The following is a 25001-nucleotide window of genomic DNA, read 5'->3' as shown; positions in this document are numbered from 1 at the left end:
AGGGGCGGCGTTGACGCTCCGGCGCACATGGTTAGCTTCGCGGTCGCGAGCCAGCGAGCTCGCGAAAACTCGGCGAAAGTATCCGGATTCCCAGCGGTTTTTGACGGCTCTGGAGCGGTGGCTCGCGGCAGCTGTCAGCTGAGCCCTGCTGGCCGGTCGGGTCTTCTCGCCCCCCGTGGTCACCAGGCCGTCGCGCAAACAGTTCTCGGAGGGTTCAACGTCATGGGCAAGATCATCGGCATCGATCTCGGCACGACCAACAGCGTCGTCGCGGTGATGGAGGGCAAAGAGCCCAAGGTCATCGTGAATGAGGAGGGTTCGCGCCTCACGCCGTCCGTCGTGGCCTGGGATGACAAGGGCGAGGTGCTCGTCGGACAGATCGCCAAGCGCCAGGCGGTCACGAACCCCACCAACACCATCTACTCGGCCAAGCGCTTCATGGGGCGCCGCTTCGAGGAGGTGCAGGAAGAGGGGAAGCGCGTCCCGTACACGGTCAGCAAGGGCAAGAACAACGACGCCTCGATCGCGGTGCGCGGCAAGCAGATGTCGCCCCCCGAGATCTCCGCGAAGGTCCTCCAGAAGCTGAAGAAGGCCGCGGAGGACTACCTCGGCGAGAAGGTCACCGACGCCGTCATCACCGTGCCGGCCTACTTCAACGACGCGCAGCGCCAGGCCACCAAGGACGCGGGCCGCATCGCCGGGCTCGAGGTGAAGCGCATCGTCAACGAGCCCACGGCGGCCGCGCTCGCGTACGGGCTCGACAAGAAGAACGAGCAGGTCATCGCCGTCTACGACTTCGGCGGCGGCACCTTCGACATCTCGATCCTCGAGGTCGGCGACAACGTCGTGCAGGTCATCTCGACCAACGGCGACACCCACCTCGGCGGCGACGACGTCGACCACCTCGTGATGGACTGGCTCGCGGCGGAGTTCAAGAAGGACACCGGCATCGACGTCTCGAACGACAAGATGGTCGTGCAGCGGCTCAAGGACGCCGCGGAGCAGGCGAAGATCGAGCTGTCGAACGTGCAGGAGACGACGATCAACCTGCCGTTCTTGACCGCCGACGCCTCGGGGCCGAAGCACCTCCAGAAGCAGCTCACCCGGGCGAAGCTGGAGCAGATGATCCGGCCGCTCATCGACCGCACGCTCGAGCCGACCCGCAAGGCGCTCGCGGACGCGAAGAAGACGCCGCAACAGATCGACGAGATCGTCCTCGTCGGCGGCTCGACCCGCATCCCGCTCGTGCAGGAGACGGTCAAGAAGTTCTTCGGCAAGGAGCCCCACAAGGGCGTGAACCCCGACGAGGTCGTGGCCGTCGGCGCCGCGGTCCAGGCGGGCGTGCTCTCGGGCGACGTGAAGGACCTCGTGCTGCTCGACGTCACGCCGCTCTCGCTCGGCGTCGAGACGCTCGGCGGCGTGATGACCGTGATGATCTCGAGGAACACCACGATCCCGACGCAGAAGAAGGAGATCTTCTCGACCGCGACCGACAGCCAGCCGAGCGTCGAGGTCCACGTCCTCCAGGGCGAGCGCACCGAGGCCCGCTACAACCGGACCCTGGGCCGCTTCCACCTGGAAGGGATCATGCCGGCGCCCCGCGGCGTGCCGAAGATCGAGGTGACGTTCGACATCGACGCGAACGGCATCCTCTCGGTGCACGCCAAGGACACGGCCACCGGCAAGGATCAGCGCATCACGATCACCGCGTCGGGCGGCCTGAAGGAGGACGAGATCAACCGGATGGTCAGCGAGGCGGCGACGCACGAGGCCGAGGACAAGCGGCGGCGCGAGGAGATCGAGCGGCGCAACAAGCTCGATAACCTCTGCTACACGCTGGAGAAGACGATCAGCGAGAACAAGGACAAGCTGCCGGAGGGCGACGTCTCGGCGCTGAACGGGATCATCGCCGAGGGCCGGTCGGCCATCGAGAAGCAGGACGACGCGGCCGTGAGCGCGGCGCTGGAGAAGCTCGAGAAGGAAGCGCACCGCATCGCGAGCGTCATGTACGAGAAGGCCGGCCCGCCGCCGGACGGGGGCGCCGCGCCCGGCGGCACGCCGGGAGGCCAGCCGCCGCCCCCCGCAGGCGGCAAGGGGAAGGATTCGGTCATCGACGCGGAGTTCGAGGAGTCGAACTGATCACCGCGAGGAGCCAGCTCCTCGCACGAGGGTGACGGGCGCGGACGAGCCGCGCTCGTCGCCAAGCGCAACGAGCGCGGCGCCGTCCGCGCTCGTTTTCATTTACAGCGAGCGCGGTTTCGGCCCGCGCTCGTTTTCATTTACAGCGAGCGCGGCGTCGTCCGCGCTCGTTTTCATTTACAGCGACGGCCGTACGAGGAACCGTACGAGGAGGCGGAGAGGACGACCACGTCCTCCGTGCCGCGCTCCTTGGGCGTCGACTCGGATGTCAGGGAGCCGTATAACGGGCGCTCATGCGAACTCTCCTGCCGATCGCCCCCCTGGTCCTGATGGCCGGTTCCCTCGCCTGCGGGCCGTCCCCCGCGCCTGTCGCGCCGGCAGGAGGACAGGGCGAGGTCAAGGCCGGACCTGCGCAGGTCGCCGCCGGCCCAGCGTTCGATCTGTCCCCCGTCGCCGAGCCGGCCGACGTCGTGGGCGTGCTGCGCTGGAGCAACCCGGCGGCCACGCTGTCGAGCATCGCGACGTGCGCCGGGCTGCCTCCGGCCCTCGCCGAGACGGGCGCGCAGGCGTTCTCCTCGGGCGTGCTGAGCGAGCTCGTGAGCCCCTCCATCGACACGAAACAGCTCGCCACGGTGCTCGCGCTCGACGCGCCGGTGCACCTCGTCGTCGCGCTCGACGACAGCTCGAAGCGGGGCAAGCCCGTGGCGGCCGTGTCGTTCGGGCTCACGTCGCTCGAGCGGGCGAAGGGCGCGCTCGAGGCAGGCGCCGCCCTCACCGAGGTGAAGCCGGGCATGTGGAAGATCGGCGGGAAGGAGCCCGCGTCGTCGAGCTGCTTCCTCGCCGCGTCCGCGGGCTCGGCGCCGGCGCGGCTCCTCTGCGGCGATCGGGACCGCGACGTGACGACGCTCGGGCCGTACCTTGCGCGCACGCTGCCGACGCTCACGCCCGAGGCGCGCGATCTCCACGGCGAGATCCGCTTCGTCCCGCTCAGCACGAAATTCGGCGGCATGGCCAAGCAGCAGCTCGGCGGGCTCCCGATCCTCGCGCAGAGCCAGCTCTCGATCGGGCAGCCCCAGTTCGACCGGGCGCTCACCGACGCGGCGACCGCCGTCCAGCAGGAGCTCGAGGCGCTCATCAACGACGCGAACAAGGCGGTCGTCGATCTCCAGGTCGACAACCAGTCCTGCGTGAACCTCACGGCGGCCCTGGAGCTCCGGGGCCAGTCGTCGTGGCTCGCCAAGACGATGGCCGACAGGGCGAACCGCGCCGGGGCCGCGCCGGAGCTCTACTGGCGCGCGCCGAAGGACAGCGCCGGCGCGTTCTTCGACCACGGCTACGACCCGGCGCACTACGGCGGCATCCTGAAGACGCTGCGCGACATGCTCGAGGGGTGGCTCGAGAAGGAGAAGATCGGCAAGCCCGCCGATCGCAAGGCGCTCGCCGACGTCCTCGCGCTGCCGATCAACCAGGGGCCGAGCGTGTCCGCCCACGGGTACGTCGACGCGCCTCCCGCCGCTGCCCAGGCCGGAAAGCCGACGCCGAACGAGGTGCTCGACAAGATGATGGGGGGCTTCGTCGGCTGGAACCTGTTCGGGTTCGAGGAGGCGCCCGACGCGATCATCAAGTACGTGAAGAACGCCGTCGCCGCCTACAACACGCCCGGGCTGCGCAAGCGCCTCCCGGAGATCAAGGTCGATCCGAAGGATCTGCCGACGGTCAAGACGGTCCAGGCGCCGAAGGAGCTCGGGAAGGCGTCGCTCGCCGTCGAGCTCCAGGTCGTCCAGGAGCTCCCGCAGCTCGACGACGACGCGAGCTCGCCCCCCGCCGCCAAGGGCAAGCAAAAGCCCAAGCTGACGATGACGCTGCACCTGCTCGTCATGGGTGAGGAGAAGACGACGTGGGTCGCCTTCGGACACGACAAGGGCGACCTGCTGAGGCGGCTCGCCACGGTGAAAGCGGGCGCGCCCGCCACAGCGACGCTCGCGTCACGTCCGGGCCTCGAGAAGCTGAAGACCGGGAAGTTCGCCTGGGGTGGATTCTCGACGCTCGCCCCGATCACCCGCACGTTTCAGAGCGTGCTCACGACGCTGGACCAGCCCGGGGCGGCGCCGGTGGCGCTGCCCCAGGAAGCCCGGCTGTTCGGCGAGGCGCTCGCAAAGCTCCCCCACAAAGGGGAAGGGCTGATGTTCGTCACGACCCAGCAGCAAGGCGGCGCCGCCCCGCGGGCCGAGCTCTCGATCAACGTGTCGAAGCCCGTGCTCGAGGACATCGGCGCGCTCGTCGCGGCGGGGCTTCGAATGGCGGGCATCACGAAGCCCTAAGCTCGCGGATGCGCTATCACAGTCAGTAGCCTGGCGCGTCCACTCCCGCTCGGTCGTGTCCCCTGGTCACCGCACATCACGCGTGCGTCGTCCGCCCACGTTCAAGATCGGTATGCGAATTGCCACCGAGAAGATGAGAGGAAACAATGAACAACCGTGAAGGTGCGAGTCGCGACGGAACGAGCCCGGCGCGGCCGGAGATATCCGTCACGACGGCAGCCGCTATGCCGAGGCCGCCCGTGCGCCGCGCGGCGCCCGAAACGGACGACTCCGATCTGCCCGATCTGACCCAGGAGCAGCTCGACGAGCTCAAGCAGGCGCTCGAGGAGCGCCGGGCGAGCCTCGTCGCCAACATCGATGAGCGGCAGCACGCGGAGCGCGACATCTCGCGCGAGGTGGGCGACGAGATGGACGAGGCCAACGCCGAGGGCGCGACCTCGCTGACATCGAAGCTCCTGGAGCGCGATGTCCGGGTGCTCGCCGAGATCGACCGCGCTCTCGCCAAGATGAAGGAAGGGAGCTACGGCATGTGCGAGGGGACCGGCGAGCCCATCGGTTACCGCCGCCTCAAGCTGCGTCCGTGGGCGCGCTACAGCGTCGCCTACCAGGAGCAGATCGAGCGCGAAGAGCGGACCGGCGGCGGCTCTTGATCGCGCGCCGCCAAGAGACCACGCGCGTCCCTCCCCGCCAGCGCGGGGCAGAGACGAGCGGCCTGCGCTAGCGGAAGCGCGCGTCCAGGGGAGCGCTCGAGCTCGTGCCGAGCGCTCTGGTCCACTCGATCACCGGCGCGCGCCAGTCGAGCCCCGTCCAGCGCGGCGAAGGGTCTTGCGCCTGGAAGCGAAAGCCGTCCCCACCGAAGTAGAGGAAGTCGATCGTCGCGACGGTGTAGCGGCGGCCCTCGTCCAGCGATCGCCCGTCGGGCAGGACGTAACGTCCGTCCCCTGCAGGCGATAGACCGACGAGCACGGCGTCGGGGTTCCGGAGGGTCTCGAGGAGCTCGCTGCCCTTCAGCGTGCAGATGACGAGCTTGTTGTCGAACGGGAGCACGGAGAACACCGTCGCCTTCGTGATCGGCCCCCTGGGCACGGCCTGCCGGATGCCATCCTTGTTCAGGATCGCGACGTCGACCCCCAGCTGTTCGCGCCAGGCCCCCGCGATCCAGCGCTGGATCTCGGTGGATTCGCGCTCCATCCCGTCGCTCGAATACCCGATCGGCTCGCCGAGCGCCTCGTCCAGCGCGCGCTGCCAGCCCGCGCTCGCCTCGACGAGCGCCGCGTCGGGCGGGACGGCCGGCGCGCCCTCCGGGTGGGACACGTCGACCACCTCCGCGGAGGCCGACACCACGCGCCGCTGCAGCGGGCGCCGGGGATCGATCTCGAGCGACACACGGGCATAGCTGCGCAGCCGCCAGCCGGGGTTGACGAGCGGGGCGCCGCCGACGCGGAGCTCGGCCTTCTTGTGGCAGTGCCCGGCGCCAACGAACGACAGGCGCCACTCGGGGTGACGCGCGAGGATGGGCTCGATCACGTCCTGGCACACGTGCGCGACGAGCACGAGCGCGTCCGGGCCGGCGCGCCACGCCTCGGGGATGGCGCGCGAGAGAGCAGCCTCCTCGTCCTCGAAATCGATGCCTTCGAAGCGGCTCGCGGCCGCGGCCTCGCGGGTGCGCGCCGTCGCCAGCCCGACCACGCCGATGCGCAGCCCGCGCCGCTCGAACACGGCGAAGGGCGGCAGCGCGAACGCGGAGAGCCCTGGATCCGTGACGCGCAGATTCGCCGCCAGGTACGCGGCTCGCGACCGCGTCCTGTTTTGAAGGAAGGCGTCCCTGCCAAAATCGAACTCGTGATTTCCGAAGGCCGACGCGGCGTAGCCCATCCGTGCCATCGCGTCGGCCATCGGCGCCCCCGTGAAATAGGAAGAGATCGCGGGCCCGGTCCAGTTGTCGCCGCCGGAGAGCGCGAGCGTCGACGGGTCCTGGCAGGCCGGCGACGGAGGGAGCGGAGATGGCGCTCCGGGCGCCGGGCCGGCGCAATGGCCCTCCCGCGAGGCCCACGCGGCGAGCACCTCGGCAGCGCCGCCGAGCACCTGGCCTCTCTCGGTGGTGGAGAGGAGCCACCCGTGCTCGTCCGTCGTGTAGAGGAGCGTGATCGTGGCTGGAGCGCGCTCGGCCGGCGCCGGCACCTTCGCGGCCGTCGCCGCGTCCCTGGGGTCGCACGCGGCCAGGGACAGGAGCGCGCGCGCGGCGAGCGAGAGCGCGACGAGCGCGCGCGCGGCGCGAGCGAGAGGAGCCTCCCGCGCAGCGATCACACGCACCGAGCAGGATCCGCGCGATGAGGCACCTCAGCCGCCCATCCGCTGGATGAACGGGACGATGCGCTCGACGAAAGGCTGCTTGTGATAGCGATCGAACTCCGCCCAGGTGCAGAGCGTCCGCGGATCCTTCACGCGATCGACGAAGAGCACGCCGTCGACGTGATCCTTCTCGTGCTGGAAGGTGCCCGCCGTCAGCCCGCGCACGGTGCGGTCGATCGGCCTCCCGCCGCGATCCAGGCCGGTCAGCCGGATCTCGGTGAACCGGTCGACGACCCCCCTCAGGTTCGGGACGCTCAGGCACCCTTCGTAGTTCTCGAACGTCTCCTGCGTGAGCGGCTCGATCACCGGATTGACCACGACGGTGAGCGGGATGTTCGGCTTGTACGGGTAACGAGGGTTGTCCTGCACCTCGACCGCGAAGATGCGCACCGGCGCATGGACCTGAGGGGCGGCGATGCCCGCGCCGTTCGCGTCGCGCATCGTCTCCACCAGATCGTCGATGAACGCCTGCATCGCGGGGGACGAGAGCTCTTCTGGCGTCACCTCGCGCGCTCGCTGCCTGAGGACGGGGTTGCCGATATGGGCGATTTTCAGGAGCGTCACGCGGCGATCGTACCATAGCGGCGCGCCGCCGGCCTGGCCGGGCCACGGCGGCGTCCACGCGCCCGTCCATGCGGCGCGCGGCGGCGTCAGCTATGGAGACGGGACATGCACGACTTCCCCGACGAACCTTGCGTCCCCGAGCAGCAGCAGGCGACCGCCGTCATGCACCTCCGCTTCGAAGACGTCAGCCAGAACGGCCGGGTGATGCTGGACGCGCTGCCGCACGGCCTCGGACCCGCGGTCTGGGTGAAGCTCCTGCGGGCGAGCCCCATCGAGGCGCTCATGTCGACGCAAGGGATCGTCCCGATCCTCACCCGGCTCGTCATCGAGGGCGGAGAGGGGCCGATCGCGACGCGGGAGCCGCTGCAGCTGCGGGGCCGCTACCAGCTGGCGCACACGGAGGACGCCACCTCGCAGGTGAATCGGCTGATCCTGGCGATGTGGCTCTCGGCCAGCGGGCGCCGCAGCCAGACCTACGGCCCGCCGCCGCCCGGCGCGGGCGAGACGATCCAGATCGGTCGCGTGTTCGCCGAGCACGTCTTCACGCGGCCGTTCGCGGGGCCCGGGGCGCGCAAGGTGCTGCGCTTCGAGTCCCCGGATCTGCCGGGGGTGCCGCCAGAGCGCTACGACTTTCGCTCGCCGGAGGCGTTGATGGCCCTGCCGGAGGGCGCGGAGCCGCTCGACGCCGTGCCGACCCTGGATCCGATCTCCGTCGCGTTCGGCCTGGATCACACGGACGGGAACCAGCACGTGAACTCGCTCGTGTACCCGCGGCTCTTCGCGGAGGCCGCGCTGCGGCGCCTCTCGGCGCACGGCCACGGCACGGCGGTGCTCGCCCGGAGGGTGGAGATCGCCTACCGCAAGCCGTGCTTCGCGGGCACGCGCGCGAGGATCGCGCTGCGCACGTTCACCCTCGGCGGCGCGCTCGGCGCGCTCGGCGCGTTCGTGCCGGACTCGACGGAAGACCCCGCCAGCGCGGCCCCCGGCGCGCGCGCCTACTGCTACATCCGCACACTGTTCCAGGGCTGAACCTGCCCACGGACAAGGCGCCCCTGGAAGGACCGGCGTTCCGGTCGGCGTCGCGCAGCGGTACGCGTGCGATGAGCGGGCCCGCTAGGCGCTCACCGGGCGGGGAGGCCGGCGCGATCGGCGATCTCGTCGTGGAAGGCGCGGAACGTCGACTCCTGGGGCCATGAGGGCGCGTCGGCGAGGAGCTCTTCGACGCGGGTGAGCTCGCCCTCGTCGATGGCGACGACGGCCGCGGCGTAACGCATGGCCCAGAAGACGAGCGGGCTGGCCTCGCTCGCGCGCTCCAGCAGGGCGCGGTCGCCCGGCACGCTCCTGTGGGCGAAGGCGCGGGCGAGCGCGCCGGCCGCCGACCGCAACGTGACGACCCGGCTGCGGAAAGGCGAGCTGATGTCCGGGAGAGGGAGGCGCTCCAGGCGACCTGCCTGCGCGAGGGCCGTATCGCGATCGCCCTCGAAGGTGCAGAGGAGCGTGTCGAGGAAGAGGCGGTGCTCGAGGGCGGCGTCCCACGCAGGCCCTCGCTCGGCAGCGGCCAGGGCCGCGCGCGCCTTCTCGACCCAACCATAGGCCGCGAACGCCGTCGCGGTCATGAGCGGGGCCATCGTGGCGGGGTGCGGGATGCGGTGCAGCGTCGACGACCAGCGCTGCAGCACCGAGCCCACGTCGCCCGAGCGCAGCAGCCTGCGCAGCTTGCGGCGAGCGAGCCAGCGGGCCGCAGCGAACACGAGGATCACGCTGAGCACCGCCCCCATGATCACCGGCTGCCGCCAGGCGAGCCGGAGCGCGACCGCCGCCAGCGCTGCGGAGCCGATGAAGAGAAGCACCGGAGTCAGCCGGCTCCCCCGTCCCTCGTCCTCGGAATCGAACGGATCCACGACACCTCCAAGCGTACGGGGCTTCCTGTACGAGGCAAGTCCCGGGCGATGCCGCTCCAGCTCGATCACGCCGCGCTCACGCCCCGCGCCCACACCCCGATCCCACCCCGCTGACGCTCACACCTCACTGGCACCGCGCTCACACCCGGAGAGGGAACCACGCGTGGACGCGTGGACGCGTGGACACGTGGACGCGTGGACGCGTGGACGCGTGGACGCGTGAATGCGTGGTGTGGGCGGCGCGACGCTCGCAGAGGAGCCGAGACGCCGTGGTCCCATCAAACGCCGCCGAACGCTCCGTGGGGCTCGACACGGGGCTGAGGTTCGACTACGACGTCTCCTGCGTCAGGCGAAAGCGCCTGAACCTCATGGGTCCGCCGACAGCGCGCCGTGAACCCCGCCAGGCCCGGAAGGGAGCAACGGTAGCGGAAAGCGAGTGTGGCGGGCCCACTTACTTTTTGTGGTTCGGTACGCTCCTGCGCTCACGTCGGGGCGCGGTCGCCGAGCCAGGTCGTGGCCGCGACGATGCAGGCCCTCGAGGGGCGTCGAGCCCGTTGCCGCTCAGGACGAGCCTGAAAATCGCAGCCTCCGCCCGCTCCCGCCACCTGTCCCTCCCGTGAGCTGGACGGTCTGCTCGGGCGTCGTGTTCTGGATCCGGACTACGTCTCAGGCGGGCGTCTCGCGCCGCTCCAGCGGGGCGAGCTCGAGCCCGAGCTCGGTGGCGAACCGAAAGATGCGCTCGTCGCGGTAGAACTCGCCGAAGACGACGCGCGAGATCCCCGCGTTCGCGATCATCTTGAAGCACCCCCAGCACGGCGAGGCCGTGACGTAGACCGTCGCGCCGTCGATCCGCACCCCGTTCCGCGCGGCCTGGATGATGGCGTTGGCCTCCGCGTGGATCGTGCGCACGCAGTGGCCGTCCTCGATCAGGTGCCCCTCCTCGTCGCAGTGGGGCAGCCCCCGGATGGATCCGTTGTACCCGGTCGCGAGGATGCTCTTCTCGCGCACGATCACCGCGCCGACGTGCTTCCGATCGCAGGTCGCCCGCGACGCGACGACCTCGGCGATGCGCATGAAATATTCATCCCACGAAGCCCGGTGCGTCATCGCTCATCTCCACGGCGTGGATCCGCGCCCGCCGTCCCCTCGATGTGCGGGGACCAGCGCGCGTCGATCCTTCCAGAATGTTCAGGGATCCGCCGTCCGGTCCCTCGCGTCCCTCGCGAAGGGCCCGGCGGCGCGCGCCCGCGGCCCTGGATGAGCCGCGCCGCGCGCCCCGAGGCGCTTCTATCACGATGTCGGGCGCCGCGGAGCCCCCGCGGGCGCGGGACCGCGCGAGGCGCCTCGACAGCGAGGGCCGGCGCGTGGTAGCGCGCGGGGGTGAGCTCCGCCGCCAACACCCGAAGGTCAGATCGCCGCATCCTCGTGCTCGGCTCCGGGGGGCGCGAGCACGCCCTCGCGCGCGCGTTCGCCCGATCGACCTCGGTCGCCGAGGTCATCGTGGCGCCCGGCAACGCCGGGACCCACGCGAAAGCGGGCGCCGGCCGCGCCCCGATCCGCCGCGTCGACCTCCCCTCCCTGTCGCCCGCCGAGGCGACCCGGCTCGCCGTCCGCGAGCGCGCCGACCTGGTCGTCGTCGGCCCCGAGGCGCCGCTCTGCGCCGGCGTCGCCGACGCGCTCGCCGCCGAGGGCGTCGCCGTCTTCGGGCCGAGCCGCGAGGCGGCGCGCCTCGAGGGATCGAAGGCGTTCCTCAAGGAGTTCGCCGCGCGCCACGGGATCCCGACCGCGCCGTTCCGGATCGTGCGCTCCTTCGACGAGGCGGCCCGCGTCATCCGTGAGCGGGGCGCGCCCATCGTCGTGAAGGCCGACGGCCTCTGCGCCGGCAAGGGCGTCGTCGTCGCGACGACCGTCGACGAGGCGCTCGCGGCGGCGAAGGACATGCTCGTGGATCGCCGCTTCGGCGACGCCGGCGCGACCGTGATCCTCGAGGACGCGATCCAGGGCGAAGAGGCCAGCCTGCACGCCATCAGCGACGGCGACGCGATCTTCGTCCTGCCGGCGGCGCGCGATCACAAGCGCGTCGGCGAGGGCGACACCGGGCCGAACACGGGCGGCATGGGCGCGTTCGCGCCGAGCGCCGGCGTTACCCCGGCGCTGACCGCGCGCGTCGAGCGCGAGATCCTCCGGCCGACGATCGACGGCATGCGGGCGGAAGGGAGGCCCTTCCGCGGGGTGCTGTTCGCGGGCCTGATGATCACGCCCGCCGGCGATCCCATCCTGCTCGAGCACAACGTCCGCTTCGGCGACCCCGAGTGCGAGGCGCTGATGGAGCTCCTCGAGGGCGACGTCGCCGAGCTCTGCGCGTCCGCCGCGGCGGGCGCGCTCGACCCCGGGGCGGCGCGCGTCGCCCCCGGCCGCCACGCGCTCACCGTCGTCCTCGCGGCGCGCGGCTACCCCACGGCGCCCGTGACCGGCGACGTCATCCGCGGCCTCGACGCCGCGGCCGCGGTGGAGGGCGCCTTCGTGAACCATGCGGGCACGGCCGAGCGGGACGGCGCGATCGTGACCGCGGGGGGCCGCGTGCTCGCCGTCACCGCCGCGGGCGACTCGCTCGCCGAGGCGCGGGAGCGCGCCTTCCGCGCCGCGGGCGCCATCGACTTCGACGGCAAGGTGCTCCGCCGCGACATCGGCGTGGACGGAGCGCGCGCGGCCGGGTGAGGCTGCACCATGCACCCCATCGTCGATCTCGCCCCAGGCGCGGAGGAGAACCCGCTCGCCGCCCACTTCGGCCAGCTCATCCGCGAGCACCTCGCGCGCGACCCGAAGCGCGCCGCTGATTTCAGGGCGCTGCGCGGCTCCGTGCTCGTCGTCGCGCAGGACGCCGGCACGTCCATGACGATGCGCTTCGATCACGGACGCCTCACCATCCACGACGGCGCCATCGGGATCCCCTCCGTCACGTTCTGCGGCGACGAGACCGCGCTGCGCCGGCTCCCCGACATCGCGTTCCACCGCTGGTTGCGCTTCCCGAAGGTGGGCGTGCTGCACCGCCGGCAGAGCGCCCCCCTGCGCGATCTCGCGCGCCTCGTGGCCAGCGGGGAGCTCAAGATCTACGGCCTCATCGCGCACCCAAGGCTCCTCCTTAGGCTGCTCCGGGTCCTCTCTCGCCTGCCCTGACCTTCGCCCAGGCCCGTCGCGACGACGCGCGACGACGCGCCAGGGCGTCACGCCAATTGGTGTGATACTGTAAGACGGCAACGGACTTCCCGTCCGTGTTGCAAGGCCGTTCTTGTGGGCTTGCAAACCAATGCTACACGGCCCGAAAGCTGTCTTTTGACGGCCTGTTGGGCTGTTGGTATGGCTCGATCATGGGCATCCGATTGCGCTACCTCGCCCACGATCTCGAGGTGCCGCTCGGCGAGTTCTTCATCGGACGGAGCGCGGATTGCCAGCTGTCGCTGGACGACCCGCTGGTGTCGCGCCGGCACGCGCTGCTGACCGTCGGCGAGGGCGGCGTCGCGATCGAGGATCTCGGCAGCCGCAACGGCGTGCTCATCAACGGGGCCCGGATCGCGGGGCGCCAGATCCTGTCGGACGGCGACAAGATCGCGATCGGCGGCCAGGAGATGTTCCTGCTCGGGGCGATCGAGCCGAGCTCGGCGCACTCGCCGCGCAGCGCGCCGCTCTGGACCAGGCAGCAGAACGCGCGCACGGTCGACATGAGCGAGATGCCCGGCGGCGAGGACGACGGCGCGACGGCCATCGCCTCCCGCAGGTCGCTGCCCGGGCTCGTCCCGCAGCACCCCGACAAGCGGGTGCACGCGCTCAGCCTCATCGGCAGCGTGGCCGACAAGGCGCTCGCCCTGGGGCGCGTGGACGAGGCCGAGCGCATCCTCCAGCGCTCGCTCGCCGACATCCTCACGAAGGCGCGGGACGGGGGCGTCGGCGCCGTGCAGCCCGAGCTGGTCGAGAAGGCCAGCATGTACGCGGCCCGCCTCGCCTCGGCGACCGGTCGGGGGTCGTGGATCAACTACATCTTCGAGCTGAACACCCGGCTCGAGCTCCTACTCCCCGCCTACCTCGTCGATGAGCTGTATAGTGTCCTGCGCAAGGTGAAGGCCGTCGACATGTCCATTCTCCGTGGCTATGCGAAGCGGCTCCGCGAGCGCGCAGGAGAGCGTACCCCGGCGGAGCGGTTCATCCTCCAGCGTATCGAAGGGCTCGAGCGCCTCGGCGCACTGAAATAGACCATGCCTTTCCGCCTCCGGTATTTGGCGCACGATTTCGAGCTCCCCGAAGGGCCCTTCGTGATTGGCCGGAGCGGCGACTGCCAGCTCTCGCTCGACGATCCGCTTGTATCGCGGCGCCATGCGACGTTGCAGGTGCGCAACGACGGCGTGGCCGTGCTCGACCTCGAGAGCAGGAACGGCGTGTACGTCAACGGCACGCGCATCTCCGGCCAGCGCGAGCTGACCGACGGCGATCGCATCATCATCGGCAGCCAGGAGATGCTGCTCTACGGCGGTGAGGAGTCGCGCCCCCACGACGCGTACGGGGTCGAGTTCCGGCGCGCGACGGCGACGCTCGGCGCGATGGCGCTGACCGAGATGCGCAAGATGTCGGACGACCCGACGGAGCTCACGAGCCCGACGGGAGACGGCGGATCGAAGGGCTTCCAGTCGCTGCGCCTGCTCGCGAGCCTCGCCGACAAGGCGCTCGCGATGGGCCGGAGCGAGGAGGCCGAGCGCATCCTGCAGACCGTGCTGATCGACATCCTGAGCCGCGCGAGGACGAACGTGCCGCTGGAGATGCCGGCCGCGGAGCTCGCCGCGCGCTACGCGGCCCGCCTCGCCGGCGCCACCACCAAGGGGACGTGGGTCAACTACGCGTTCGAGCTCTTCACGATCGCGCGCCGCCCGCTGCCCGGCCCCGTCGTCGACGAGCTCTACACCGTCGTCCGGCGCGTCAAGACGCTCGATATACAGCCGCTCAGGATCTACCTCGACGACCTGCGCCGGATGGCTCCTTCGTTCGGTCCGACCGAGCGGTTCCTGATGCAGCGGATCGAGGGTCTCGAGCGCCTCGTCGCGGCGAAGTAGCCGCCGCCTCGCCGCCGGGCGCAGCGGGCGCGGCGGCCTCGGGCGACACACGCGAAGCCGGCGGTTGCGCCGCGCGCACGGCGCCGCGTGGGACAGGCGGCGGCGCCGCGTGGGACGCCGGCGGCGCTGCAGACGGGAGCGGCGGCGGCGCGTTGCGCGGGAGCGCGCTCGCTCTCGCCTCTGCTTCCTGCCACCCGAGGTTCCTCGCGGCGGCCTTCGCGATCGCCTCGCGCAGATCGAGATCGGCGACCTTCCCGAGCTCTCGCCGCACCTCGAACGGGAGCGGCGCATCCTTCGGGGTCGGGCGGACCTCCTCGCGCCACGGCGGCCGCGCGACCGGCTCCACCTTGCCGACGCGAAACCGGAGCGAGTGCACCGGGAGGCCACGCGCCCGGAGCTGCGCGGTGATGGCGTCGCCGAGCAGCGAGAGCTCCTGCGCCCACATCGAGCTCGCCGCGCGGACGTGCAGCACGCCGCGCTCGAGCTTGAGCGGCCGCGCGCGCGCGGCGATCCGGGATCCAACGGCGGCCTCCCACTCGCGGAACGGCATCGGCGAGGAGTCGACCTCCGTCGGCGGTGCGAGCGAGGACTCGCGCTGGATCAGCGCGCCCAGCCGTTCGATGCCCCCTCCGATCCGACGCGACATGCGCGCCGAGCGTAGCAGCCTGACGGCGGCGTGCTCCGGCAGAGCGCGCCGTCCAGGCTCGCCCGGCGTCACGAACGGTCAGCGCCCCCGCCCGCCGCCTTGTGACCAGGACGGCAACCCGCCAGGGCGGAGCAGCTTTCCTCGGCTGCCCGGCGATGGGAGGTTTTGGGAGGCGCTCTCGGTACCGAAGGTGGGACTCGAACCCACAAGCCCTTGCGGACAGCGGATTTTGAATCCGCCGCGTTTGCCATTCCGCCACTTCGGCTCAGCGCTGGGATGTCAGCGAGCTCCTGGAACCGTAGATCACCGGGCACGATCCTGGCAACGGGATCGGTCCGAGAGCGGTCGAGCAGGGAGGGGAAGCGGAGAAACAAGGAGCGCGGCCGAGCGGCGGCCGTCGCTCCTCGCCGCGCGGCCGCGGGCCGCGCGGCGAGAGCTCACACCACGAAATCCAGCATCTGGAGGCGTGTCAGGTAGTCCTGGAGCGCGGCGGCGTACTCGTCGATCAAGAGATCGAGCTTCACGAGCGCGCCGTGATCGTCGACCGCGTCGAGGGTCCCGCTCACCGGGATCTCGCGCGCGGGCAGGACGAGCACGCCGCTCCAGTGCGCGCCCTTCACGGCGTCGCGCAGACCGGCGAGGCGCAGCCAGCCGTCGGAGAGCTCGACGACGGGGACGAGCGCCCCGCTGTCCAGGCGGACCGAGCTCTTCAGCGTGTGGGCCGGCTCGACCATGTAGTGGGAGCGCCGGTTCTTCTCGATGAGATCCTCGAGGGTCGCGCAGATGACCTTGCTCAGCGGCGTCTCCTCGCTGTCGAGCACGAGCTCGAGGAGCCGCTTCATCGCCTTCTGCGTGCGGATCAGGTTCGCGCGGGTCTCCTCGAGGCGGCGCGCGTCGCGCCGGATCTTGCCGGCCACGACGTTGAGCAGGTTGTTGTAGAAGGGGTACGCGACGTCGCCGTGCGCCTCGAAGAAGTCCTGGAGCTCGGCGACGCCGATGCGCCAGATCTCCGAAGGCTGCGTCGTCACGGCCGTCGTCGTCCGCCGGAAGCCGGTCAGCGCGCCGAGCTCGCCGATGGGCGAGATGGGGCTCAGGCGGAAGCGCGTCTCGCCCGCTTCGAGCAGCGCGACCTCGCCTCGGACCAGGAGAAACAGGTGCGCCGGCGCGCTCCTGGCCTCGAAGAGCACGTGGTCGGACGGGACCTCCTGGCGCTGGAACGCCTTCATCAGCTCATCGAGGTGATCCTCCGTGATTCTCTCGAACAGGGGGATCGCGTGCAGGTCGGATGGGCGGACCGCCATGGGATGACACTCCTCTTCAACAGGGGTCGGGCTCCGCGTCCGCGACGTTGCGAGACACGGACCGTTGCGGCGCGCACGAGCTGGGCGTGGACCGCGGGAGCGGCATCCTACTCCAGGTCCCGACCCGAGGAAGAGGGATGGCCTGGCTCGAACAAGGTGCGCGAGCTGGATCGCGAGCCCGCGCACCTTCTCGCATCGTCGCCGCGCCGCGCATCGTCACGTCGCCCGTCGCGCAAGGCGCAAGGGATGCTCGGCGATCGGCGATCGGCAGGTCGACACGTCGACAGGCCCCGACGCGCGCCCGGACGCCGAGGAGGTTTGCCCAGCTGGCAGGATCGGGTAGGTGCCGGTAACGTCGCCCGGGTGATGCCGTCCGTTCGCCAAGGGCTCCTCGCCGCGATGCGCCCCTCGCCGCTGCGCCGCTCGCTGCTGCGGCTCGTCGTCATCGGCCTCGCCCTCCTCGTCGCCTCGTGCGGCTCCGCGTCGTCCGGAACGCCGGTCAGCGCGGAGACGGCGCCGCCGCCGAAGCCGCGCAACGCCGCCGCGATCGCGCAGTCGATCGCCGGGGGGAAGGTCTCGGTGCTCGTCTACGGCGACAGGACCCGGGGGCACCCCATCATGGCCCGGCTCGCGGCGCTCGATCTGTGGGGCCCCGTGCTCGCCGGCACGGGGCTCGATCCAGAGAAGAACGTCGAGCGCGCCTTCGTCACCGCGCCGCGCGCGGACGCGGCCAACGACGCGGTGGTCGTGCTTCAGCACAACGTGCCGCCGGACGAGCTGGAGTCGGGGCTCGACGCGCTCCTCTCGCGCAGCCAGCCGCCAGGAGCCCGGGAGAGCGGGCTCGGCGTGCCGGCGGTGCGCGTCACCCTCAAGGGGCACACGCGCGTCGTGGCGACGGTGGAGCCGGACTTCCTCGTCGTCTTGCCGGTCGCGCGGGCGCGCGAGGCGCGGCGCTTCATCGGCACGGGTGGCTTCCCCGAGCCGACGGGCGACGAGGCCGCGATCGCCGCGGCGATCGACCCGGCGAGGACGCTGAAGGGACCGCGAGAGGCGCCCCGCGTGCCGCCCACCGTGAGGTCGCTCGCGGCCACCGTGACGCTGGCCAAGGACGGCGGCGCCATGGTCGCGCTCGACGGCGCGAGCGAGAGCCCCGAGCTCGCCGCCCGCGACGCGGCCTTCCTCAACGAGGAGCTCGAGCGCGTGACCTCGTTCCGCATCGCGATCGTGACGGTCCGGGTCGTCGACCCGATCGTCTTCTTCGCCGAGGGGGACCGGGTGAAGTCGAACCGGCGCGTGACGCCCGGGGAGCTCGACAAGCTCTTCGGCCTGCTCAGCGCCGTGCTGCCGCGGTAGGCTGCCGCCCGATGCGACTCGTCAAGATCGGAATCGCCAACGTCAACGCGACCGTCGGCGCCGTCCGCTCGAACGCCGACCGGTGCCTCTCGCTCGCCCACGCGATGTCGCGCGACGACGTCACCCTGGCGGTCTTCCCGGAGCAGGTGATCGGCGGCTACGCGGCCGAGGACCTCGTGCAGTGGCCCGCGTTCGTCGCGAGCCAGCAGCGCGAGCTCCGCCGGTTCGCCGAGGGGACCGCGCAGCTCCGCACCGTGTTCGTCATCGGCGTGACCGTCGGCGTGGGAGGCGACCTCTTCAACGCCGGCGCCATCGTCCACGCCGGCCGGGTGCTCGCCTTCTCCCCCAAGGAGAAGCTGCCGACGTACAACATCTTCTACGAGGCGCGGACGTTCTCGCGCGGCATGCCGTTCATGGAGCTCGACGCCGACGGCGTGCTCTGCGGCGATCGCGTCTACGCCTTCGATTTCGGGACGATCGCGGTCGAGGTGTGCGAGGACATCTGGTCGCCCGACGGCCCGATGCGGCGCCGCTGCTACGCCGGCGCCGAGATCGTCTGCAACATCTCGGCGTCGCCGTTCCGCGCCGGGGTGACGAGCACCCGGCGCGAGATGCTCGCGACCCGCGCCTCGGACAACCAGTGCACGATCGCCTACGCGAACCTGGTCGGCGGCAACGACGGGCTCGTCTTCGACGGCGGCGGGTTCATCAACCAGAACGGCCGGCCGATGCTGGAGGCGCCGCGGTTCCGCGAGGGGTTCTCCGCGGCCGTCGTCGACCTCGACCGGACCACCCGCTGCCGCCGCGAGGCGAGCACCTGGCGCAGCGATCTCGAGGAGTTCCGCCGCGCCTCCCCCCGCATGGTGCAGGTCCTCCGGATCGACGGGGAGACGGCGGACCGCGCGCGCCTCTCCTACCCCGCCCCGCCGGCCGGCACGACGCCGTTCCTGCCGTCGGCGGCGCTGCCCGCGATCTCCGCGCGCGACGAGCTGCTCGACGATTTCTACGAGGCGCTCGCGCTGGGCGTCGCCGACTACTACCGCAAGATCGGCGCCTTCACGAGCATCGGCCTCGCGCTCTCGGGCGGCCGCGACTCGCTCCTCACGCTGCTCGTCGCCTGGCGCGCGGTGCAGCTCATCCACCCGGGCCTCGAGGGCGCCGCCCTGCGCGAGCGGATGAAGGCGTCGCTCCACGCGTTCTTCATGCCCTCCCGCTACTCCAGCGACGCGACGCACCGGGCGGCCGCGCAGATCTCCGACGATCTCGGGGTGTCGTTCGCGGTGATCCCGATCGAGGACGCGTTCCCCCGGGAGCTCGAGGCCGCCCACGCGATGGTCGGCGAGGGCCGGCAGCTCACCGAGCTCACGAAGCAGAACGTGCAGGCGCGCATCCGCGGCGGGCGCATGTGGAACTGGGCGAACACGAGCGGCGCCCTGTTCCTGCAGACGGGGAACATGAGCGAGAAGGCGCTCGGCTACACCACGGTGGGCGGCGACCTCGAGGGGGCGTTCAGCGTCATCGCCAACCTGCCGAAGACGGTGGTCATCGCGCTGCTCGAGCGCCTCTCACAGCGCTTCGGCTTCCAGGGCATCCACCAGACGCTGGCCACCACCGCGGGGCCGGAGCTCGCCGAGAACCAGTCCGGCGAGGCCGAGCTCATGCCGTTCGAGGTCCTCGACGCGTGCCTCTACCTCTACGGCGCAGAGAAGCTCGCCGCCGACGAGGTCGCGGCGGCGCTCCCGAGCCTGTTCCCGGACAAGGACCCCGCCGCGCTGCGCGCCTGGGCCGAGAAGTTCGCGACGCTGTTCTCGAGATCGATCTTCAAGTGGGTGCAGTCGCCCATCGCGATCCACCTCGGCTCGCTCGATCTCGACCGCGAGCGCGCGCTGCAGCTGCCGGTGGTGCAGCGGACCGAGTGGAAGGGCGGCTGAGCGCGCCGCCGAGGGCGCGGCCGCTGCGCCGCGCCGCGCGATCGCACCGTTCGAGGACGTGCCACGCGCCACGCGCCACGCATCAATCAGCGGCGCGCGGCGCGCGGCGCGCGGCGCGCGACGCGTCGACCAGCGACGCGTCAGTTGGCGGCCTTCTCGACGGACGCCGAGGCCCCCTGCCTGCCGTCCTTCCCGTCTCTCGACGCGGCCTCGATCCCGTCGTGGCCAAGGGCCGAGGGGGCCGCGGCGGGGCGGATCGAGCCGTCGGCGGAGAAGCGCTCGAGGTCCTCGGTGACGCGTCGGAGGTAGGCCTGCTTGATGTGGAACGGGAGGAAGGCGCTCTTGAAGCCGGCCACGACGGTCGCCTTGATCTCCTTCAGCCCGAACCCCATCTTCGTGTGGCAGTGCCAGAGCTCGTGGGACACCGTCGTATCGGTGACGAGCCGGTTGTCGGTGTTGACGGTCACGCGCAGGCCGAGGCTCTGGTAGAGCTTGAGCGGGTGCGAGCCGAGATCGCGCACGGCGCCGGTCTGCACGTTCGACGACGGGCAGCACTCGAGCGGGATGCGGTGATCGTTGATGTAGTGGAGCAGATCGCCGTCCTCGCGCAGGCGGCAGCCGTGGCCGATCCGGTGCGCGCCGCAGACGTGCAGCGCCTGCGCGATCGACTCGGGGCCGTACGCCTCGCCGGCGTGGATGGTGCAGTTGATGTTGTTCTGCCGCACGAGCTGGAACGCGGCCTTGTGGTGCTTCGCCGGGTGATCGTACTCGGCGCCGGCGAGGTCGAACCCGACGACGCCGCGGCCCTTGTACGCCACCGCGAGCTCCGCCATCTCCAGCGACGACTCCGGCGAGATGTTGCGGATGCCGCAGACGATGACGTTGCTCTCGATGCCCAGCGCCTCGCGCGCCGCCCTGAGCCCGGAGAGCACCGCCTCGACCACGCTCGTCAGCCGCAGGCCGAAGCGGGTGTGCAGCATCGGCGAGTAGCGGACCTCCATGTAGCGGACGTTCTCGCGCGCGGCGTCCTCCGCGAGCTCGTACGCGACGCGGTAGAGGGCCTCCTCGGTCTGCAGGACGCGCAGCGTGATGTCGAACGCCTTGAGGTACTCGACGAGCGAGCCGCAGTTCTGGCCCAGGTTCATCACCCTGCGCAGCTCTGCCGGCTCGTACGTCGGGAGCTCGACGTGGTGGGTGCGGGCGAGCTCGATGATCGTCTCGAGGCGCAGGGAGCCGTCGAGGTGGACGTGCAGATCGGTCTTGGGTAGTTGCCGGAAGAACTCCAGGGGGAGCTTGCCGGCTAGCTCGGGATGATCACTCATGAGCTATTCTGTCACCCGCCGACCGGCCGCGAAAGGCGGCCCGGGGCGGCGTCGCTCACGATCGCTCGGGCGAGGACGACGAGGACGACGAGGGCGCCGCGCTGCCCTCGCCCGCCGCGCCGCGCGAGCGATCCCTTCCGCCCACGAGCACGGCGACGGCGGCCACCCCGAAGAGCGCGACGAAGAGCCACGGGAGCGGCAAGCTCACGTCGTCCCCGGCGGCCTCACGGCGCAGCGCATCGCGGATCCGATCGGGGTTGTACGCCACCACAAGGCGCCGCCCGACGTAGGTCGTCGGGAGCCCGCGCGCCTCCATCCGCCCATACAGCGCGACGTCCGCGTCGATGGCGGCCTGGGTCTCGGGCGCGGCGAGGCAGGCCTCGAGCGCCGCGGCGGAGAGGCCGAGCGGCGAGAGGACGGACGCGACGCGATCGTCCGTGAGCTTGCTCGGCGACGCGCTGTAGAGCAGCGCCGCGGCCTGCTCGCGCTTGTCCTCGGGCGTGCAGACGTAGGCCTTCGCGGCGGGGAGCGCGCCGGGGTGGATGGGGAGCGGCACCATCTTGCGCACGTGGCGCACCCTGTCGCCGTAGGCTTCCTCGATCTTGCTCAGCTCCGGGTGCAGCTTGCGACAGAAGGGGCACTCGAAGTCGGTGAAGGCCACGATCGTGATCTTGCCCGGCTCCTGCAGCGCCGCGAGCTCCGGCGGGAGCGGCGGGATGACCGGGTGGTTGCCCCAGAGGAACGGCAAGCCGATCGCGGCCGCGGCGGCCGCGCCCCACACCGTGGTGCCCAGCAGCCCGGCCTGGGCAGCGCGATCGAACGCCGCGGCCGGCGTGCGCCGCGCCTGCCGCGCGACGAGGGCAGACGTGATCGCGGCGACGAAGGCCGCGAGATCGACCGCGACGCACCACGCGCAGAAGGCGCCGATCGCAAAGGTCTGGAGCCCGAGGAGCACCGCGGCGGCGAGGCCGCCGACGGCCGCGGCGGCCGCGATCGCGGCGTGGTGCCAGCGCGCCCGCGCGAGCAGCGAGGCGGTGAGGAGCGAGGTGTAGGCCGCGAGGCCGAGGTTCGGCAGCGGGACGCCGAGGAAGCGGCTGTACGGCGAGATCCTGACGGCGAAGCACCCCGACGAGACGCCGCAGAACGCGGGATCACCCGCGTTCTGGTACTCGACGACGAGCGCCGCGCTCGCCGCGATGGCGACGAAGAGCGCGAGCCGGAAGAGCGTGACGAAGAACCGGGCGCGCCCAGCCTGCCGCTCGTCGGTCGACGGCAGCGGCGCGGGCGCGTCGGGGCTCGCCTGAGCCGCCTCCGGGGACGTGCGCCCAGGCCGCCCGTCGCCCCCTTCACGCCGGTCACCGGCCGGACGCACTGCGAAGACGTTGCCTCTGCCGGCGAGGCCGACGAGGAGCACCAGCGCGAGGAGCAGGGCGATCGAGTTCAGCAGCATCGGTCGTTGCGGGTCGATGAGGAGCGGGCTCGAGGCATACCGGACCCGGGCGGAGACAGCCAGCGCGAGGAGACTCGTGCTAGTCGAGTTTCATGCGTTCTTCATCTCGCGGAGATACCCCAACGACCGGCTCCGGCGCGCGCCGCCGGGAGGCCGTCGTCGACCTGCTGTCCTCGTTCAAGCGCGCCCTGCACGCGAACGAGATCGCCGAGCGCCTCGGGGTCGAGCCGAGCCGCTACGCGAAGCTGCAGCGGCTGCTCGAGGAGCTGTCGCTGGAGGGCAGCATCGTCGCCCTCCCCGGGCAGCGCTTCCGCACGAGCCAGAAGCAGGTCGAGGCGCGCGGCGCCGAGCAGGAGGGGACGCTGACGGTACACCCGCGCGGGTTCGGCTTCGTGGCGCTCGGAGGGGCGGCCGAGGACGTCTACGTCTCGCCCGAGGCGATGGGCGGCGCGCTCCACGGCGACACGGTCGTCGTGCGCATCTCGACCCGCTCGCGGCGCGGCGTGGAGGGGGAGATCGTCCGCGTCGTCAAGCGGCGTCACGCGCGCGTGGCGGGCGTGCTACGGCGGCGAGGCAGGAGCGCCTGGCTCGAGCCGGACGACGGGCGCGTCCGCGGGCCGATCGTGATCGTGCCGCGCGAGCAGGGCGGGCCGCTCGTGCCGCCCGACGCGGAGGACGGCGCCGCGGCGGTCGTCTCGATCGCCCGCTTCCCCGACCTGGTCGATGAGAACCCGGAGGGCGTGCTCGAGGCCGTGCTCGGGACGCCCGGCGATCCGAACGTGGAGGTCGCCAAGATCCTGGTGCGCGAGGGGATCGAGGAGGGGCACCCGCCCGAGGCGATCGCCGAGGCCGAGGCGTTCGGGGGCGAGGTGCCGGCCGAGGCGCTCGAGGGGCGCACGGACCTCACCCACCTGCCCATGCCGACGATCGACCCGGAGGACGCGCGCGATCACGACGACGCGGTGTGGGTGATCCGCGAGGAGGACGGCTCGTACCGGGCCTGGATCGCGATCGCCGACGTCTCGCACTACGTGCGGCCGGGCAGCGCGCTCGACCAGGCGGCGCTCGCGCGGGGCAACTCGGTCTACCTGCCCGATCGGGCGATCCCGATGCTGCCGCGGGCGCTGTCGTCGAACCTCTGCTCCCTCCTGCCGGGCGTGATCCGCCTCTGCCTGTGCGTCGAGGTCGAGCTCGACGCGACGGCGACGGTCCGGAGGGCCCGCGTCATCGAGGGGTACATCCGCTCGATCGCGAAGCTCACCTACCCCGGCGTGGCGCGCGCGCTCGGGTTCACCCCCGAGCCGCCGCGCAGCCCCGAGGCCGAGGCGCTCAGGAACGACCTTCAGGTGATGTGGGACCTCGCCCGCCTGCTCCGCGGCAGGCGGATGCGGCGGGGCGCGCTCGACCTCGACCTGCCCGAGGCGAAGGTGGTGCTCGACCCGCAGACGGGCGCGCCCGTCGACGTGCAGAAGCGCAGCCACGACCCCGGCGTGGCGAAGGCCTACCAGCTCATCGAGGAGCTGATGCTCCTCGCGAACGAGACGTGCGCGCAGTTCGTCGTCGACCAGGGCATCCCCACCGTCTTCCGGTACCATGCTCCCCCGGACCAGGCGAAGCTCGAGCGCTTCGCGACGATGTGCGGAGAGCTCGGGCTCGCGTTCGATCCGGAGGACGCGACCGACCCCAAGCGGCTGTCGGTGTTCCTGAAGAAGCTCGACGCGCACCCGCAGAAGCAGGTGCTGCACATGCTGCTGCTCCGCGCGATGAAGCAGGCGGTGTACGACGTCGCCAACGTCGGCCACTTCGGGCTGGCCTCGAGCGCTTACCTGCACTTCACCTCGCCCATCCGGCGGTACCCGGACATCACGGCGCACCGGGCCATCCGCGGGGTCCTGCGCGGCGAGCGCATCGACAAGAGCGAGGCGGCCACGGAGCGGCTGCGCGAGGCGGCCATCATGGCGTCGGAGCGCGAGCGCAAGGCGATGGACGTGGAGCGCGAGGTGGTCGACCTGCACCGCGCGCTCCTCATGCGCTCCCGGCTCGGCGACACCTTCGAGGGCACCGTCACGGGCATCGTGGGCGCCGGCGTCTACGTCAACATCGAGGATCCGTTCGTCGACGTGCTCGTCCGCATGGAGTCGCTCGGCCCGGATGCGTACGAGATCGACGACGAGGGGCTGCGCGTCATCGGCCGTCGGTCAGGAGATCGGATCGCCATCGGCGACGCGATGCTCGTGCAGATCGAGGACGTGGCCATCCTCCGGCGCTCGGTCTACGGCCGGCGCCTCGCCGGCGGACCGGCGTCGGATGAGCCGAAGCCGCGCCGGCTGCGGCGCGACGCGGCGGACGCACGGCCAACCCGTCGTGTCAAGATCAGCAAGAGCACGAAGCCTGCGAAGGGCATTAAGCCCAGCAAGCGTACCAAGGGCGGCAAGAGCGCCAAGGTGCGAAAGAAGCAGCGGTAGCAGGCCTCCATAGCGCGCGATTCGCTGCCAAGGCTTTGCCGCTCGGACACGCGAGCGCGCAGCTCCTCCCCAGCCACGCTCGTTCTCCCGGACAAGCGCCCGAAACCTCGTCGAAATCGCCGGAACGAACCCGCGAAACAAAGCGAGTCGAACCCGT

19 protein-coding genes, 1 tRNA gene and 1 other RNA gene are annotated in these 25001 nt (G+C 71.5%); 12 read left to right on the top strand and 9 right to left on the bottom strand.

Annotation, left to right across the window (positions count from 1 at the left end; genetic code table 11):
• The first annotated feature begins 222 nt into the window (after window positions 1-222).
• The 3 genes from dnaK to WME90_RS47425 all read left to right on the top strand — a co-directional run bounded on the left by dnaK (window position 223) and on the right by WME90_RS47425 (window position 5110).
• Window positions 223-2139 (top strand): molecular chaperone DnaK, encoded by a 1917-nt coding sequence (gene dnaK, locus WME90_RS47435; protein ID WP_437278721.1) that lies wholly within the window; start codon window positions 223-225, stop codon window positions 2137-2139.
• A 293-nt stretch (window positions 2140-2432) separates the two neighbouring features.
• Window positions 2433-4460 carry a hypothetical protein gene (locus tag WME90_RS47430; protein WP_437278720.1) on the top strand — a complete coding sequence of 676 codons (2028 nt, stop codon included), beginning with the start codon at window positions 2433-2435 and terminating at the stop codon, window positions 4458-4460.
• 224 nt (window positions 4461-4684) lie between these two features.
• Window positions 4685-5110, top strand: a complete 426-nt coding sequence (locus WME90_RS47425) for a TraR/DksA family transcriptional regulator (RefSeq protein WP_437278719.1) — start codon at window positions 4685-4687, stop codon at window positions 5108-5110.
• A gap of 67 nt (window positions 5111-5177) precedes the next feature.
• Here WME90_RS47425 and WME90_RS47420 read toward each other — a convergent pair whose 3' ends face one another.
• A complete protein-coding gene (locus tag WME90_RS47420) occupies window positions 5178-6773 on the bottom strand; it encodes a bifunctional metallophosphatase/5'-nucleotidase (protein ID WP_437278718.1) in 1596 nt (531 codons plus the stop codon).
• Window positions 6774-6800: 27 nt separating this feature from the next.
• Entirely contained in the window at window positions 6801-7376 is a 576-nt protein-coding gene (def, locus tag WME90_RS47415) for a peptide deformylase (protein ID WP_437278717.1), read from the bottom strand.
• Between the two features lie 105 nt (window positions 7377-7481).
• On the opposite strand from def, the gene WME90_RS47410 reads away from it, so the two are divergent.
• Window positions 7482-8405: a hypothetical protein gene (locus WME90_RS47410; RefSeq protein ID WP_437278716.1), complete on the top strand. Its 924-nt coding sequence runs from the start codon at window positions 7482-7484 to the stop codon at window positions 8403-8405.
• Between the two features lie 92 nt (window positions 8406-8497).
• Here WME90_RS47410 and WME90_RS47405 read toward each other — a convergent pair whose 3' ends face one another.
• Window positions 8498-9277, bottom strand: coding sequence for a hypothetical protein (locus WME90_RS47405; protein ID WP_437278715.1), 780 nt, complete (start codon window positions 9275-9277; stop codon window positions 8498-8500).
• Window positions 9278-9643: 366 nt separating this feature from the next.
• Here WME90_RS47405 and ffs point away from each other — a divergent pair.
• Window positions 9644-9733, top strand: an RNA gene (gene ffs / locus WME90_RS47400) — signal recognition particle sRNA small type.
• A 210-nt stretch (window positions 9734-9943) separates the two neighbouring features.
• On the opposite strand, the gene WME90_RS47395 is transcribed toward ffs, so the two are convergent.
• Window positions 9944-10384: a deoxycytidylate deaminase gene (locus WME90_RS47395; protein ID WP_437278714.1), complete on the bottom strand. Its 441-nt coding sequence runs from the start codon at window positions 10382-10384 to the stop codon at window positions 9944-9946.
• A 273-nt stretch (window positions 10385-10657) separates the two neighbouring features.
• Between WME90_RS47395 and purD the strand changes: the two genes are divergently transcribed.
• The 4 genes from purD to WME90_RS47375 all read left to right on the top strand — a co-directional run bounded on the left by purD (window position 10658) and on the right by WME90_RS47375 (window position 14376).
• A complete protein-coding gene (gene purD / locus WME90_RS47390; RefSeq protein WP_437278713.1) occupies window positions 10658-11995 on the top strand; it encodes a phosphoribosylamine--glycine ligase in 1338 nt (445 codons plus the stop codon).
• Window positions 11996-12004: 9 nt separating this feature from the next.
• A complete protein-coding gene (locus tag WME90_RS47385; protein ID WP_437278712.1) occupies window positions 12005-12454 on the top strand; it encodes a hypothetical protein in 450 nt (149 codons plus the stop codon).
• A gap of 191 nt (window positions 12455-12645) precedes the next feature.
• Window positions 12646-13524 carry an FHA domain-containing protein gene (locus tag WME90_RS47380; RefSeq protein WP_437278711.1) on the top strand — a complete coding sequence of 293 codons (879 nt, stop codon included), beginning with the start codon at window positions 12646-12648 and terminating at the stop codon, window positions 13522-13524.
• A gap of 3 nt (window positions 13525-13527) precedes the next feature.
• Window positions 13528-14376, top strand: coding sequence for an FHA domain-containing protein (locus WME90_RS47375; protein WP_437278710.1), 849 nt, complete (start codon window positions 13528-13530; stop codon window positions 14374-14376).
• Here WME90_RS47375 and WME90_RS47370 read toward each other — a convergent pair.
• From WME90_RS47370 to WME90_RS47360, 3 genes are all read right to left on the bottom strand, one after another.
• Window positions 14267-15022, bottom strand: a complete 756-nt coding sequence (locus WME90_RS47370) for a DUF721 domain-containing protein (RefSeq protein ID WP_437278709.1) — start codon at window positions 15020-15022, stop codon at window positions 14267-14269. The two genes, WME90_RS47375 and WME90_RS47370, sit on opposite strands and share 110 nt — an antisense overlap.
• 182 nt (window positions 15023-15204) lie before the next feature.
• Window positions 15205-15287: transfer RNA gene (locus WME90_RS47365), tRNA-Leu, on the bottom strand.
• A gap of 172 nt (window positions 15288-15459) precedes the next feature.
• Complete coding sequence (locus tag WME90_RS47360) at window positions 15460-16323, bottom strand: Crp/Fnr family transcriptional regulator (RefSeq protein WP_437278708.1); 864 nt, start codon at window positions 16321-16323, stop codon at window positions 15460-15462.
• 366 nt (window positions 16324-16689) lie between these two features.
• Between WME90_RS47360 and WME90_RS47355 the strand changes: the two genes are divergently transcribed.
• Window positions 16690-17676 carry a hypothetical protein gene (locus WME90_RS47355; protein ID WP_437278707.1) on the top strand — a complete coding sequence of 329 codons (987 nt, stop codon included), beginning with the start codon at window positions 16690-16692 and terminating at the stop codon, window positions 17674-17676.
• 11 nt (window positions 17677-17687) lie between these two features.
• Window positions 17688-19607, top strand: coding sequence for an NAD(+) synthase (gene nadE / locus WME90_RS47350; RefSeq protein WP_437278706.1), 1920 nt, complete (start codon window positions 17688-17690; stop codon window positions 19605-19607).
• Window positions 19608-19747: 140 nt separating this feature from the next.
• Here the strand turns inward: nadE and add are convergent, their stop codons facing one another.
• Complete coding sequence (gene add / locus WME90_RS47345; protein ID WP_437278705.1) at window positions 19748-20929, bottom strand: adenosine deaminase; 1182 nt, start codon at window positions 20927-20929, stop codon at window positions 19748-19750.
• Window positions 20930-20984: 55 nt separating this feature from the next.
• Window positions 20985-22379: a vitamin K epoxide reductase family protein gene (locus WME90_RS47340; protein WP_437278704.1), complete on the bottom strand. Its 1395-nt coding sequence runs from the start codon at window positions 22377-22379 to the stop codon at window positions 20985-20987.
• A gap of 92 nt (window positions 22380-22471) precedes the next feature.
• On the opposite strand from WME90_RS47340, the gene rnr reads away from it, so the two are divergent.
• Window positions 22472-24844, top strand: a complete 2373-nt coding sequence (gene rnr / locus WME90_RS47335) for a ribonuclease R (RefSeq protein WP_437278703.1) — start codon at window positions 22472-22474, stop codon at window positions 24842-24844.
• Window positions 24845-25001 lie beyond the last annotated feature (157 nt).

Origin of the sequence: Sorangium sp. So ce375 (assembly GCF_051473855.1) — a bacterium.
Lineage (GTDB): Bacteria > Myxococcota_A > Polyangia > Polyangiales > Polyangiaceae > Sorangium.
This window is presented reverse-complemented; position numbering and strand designations above follow the sequence as displayed.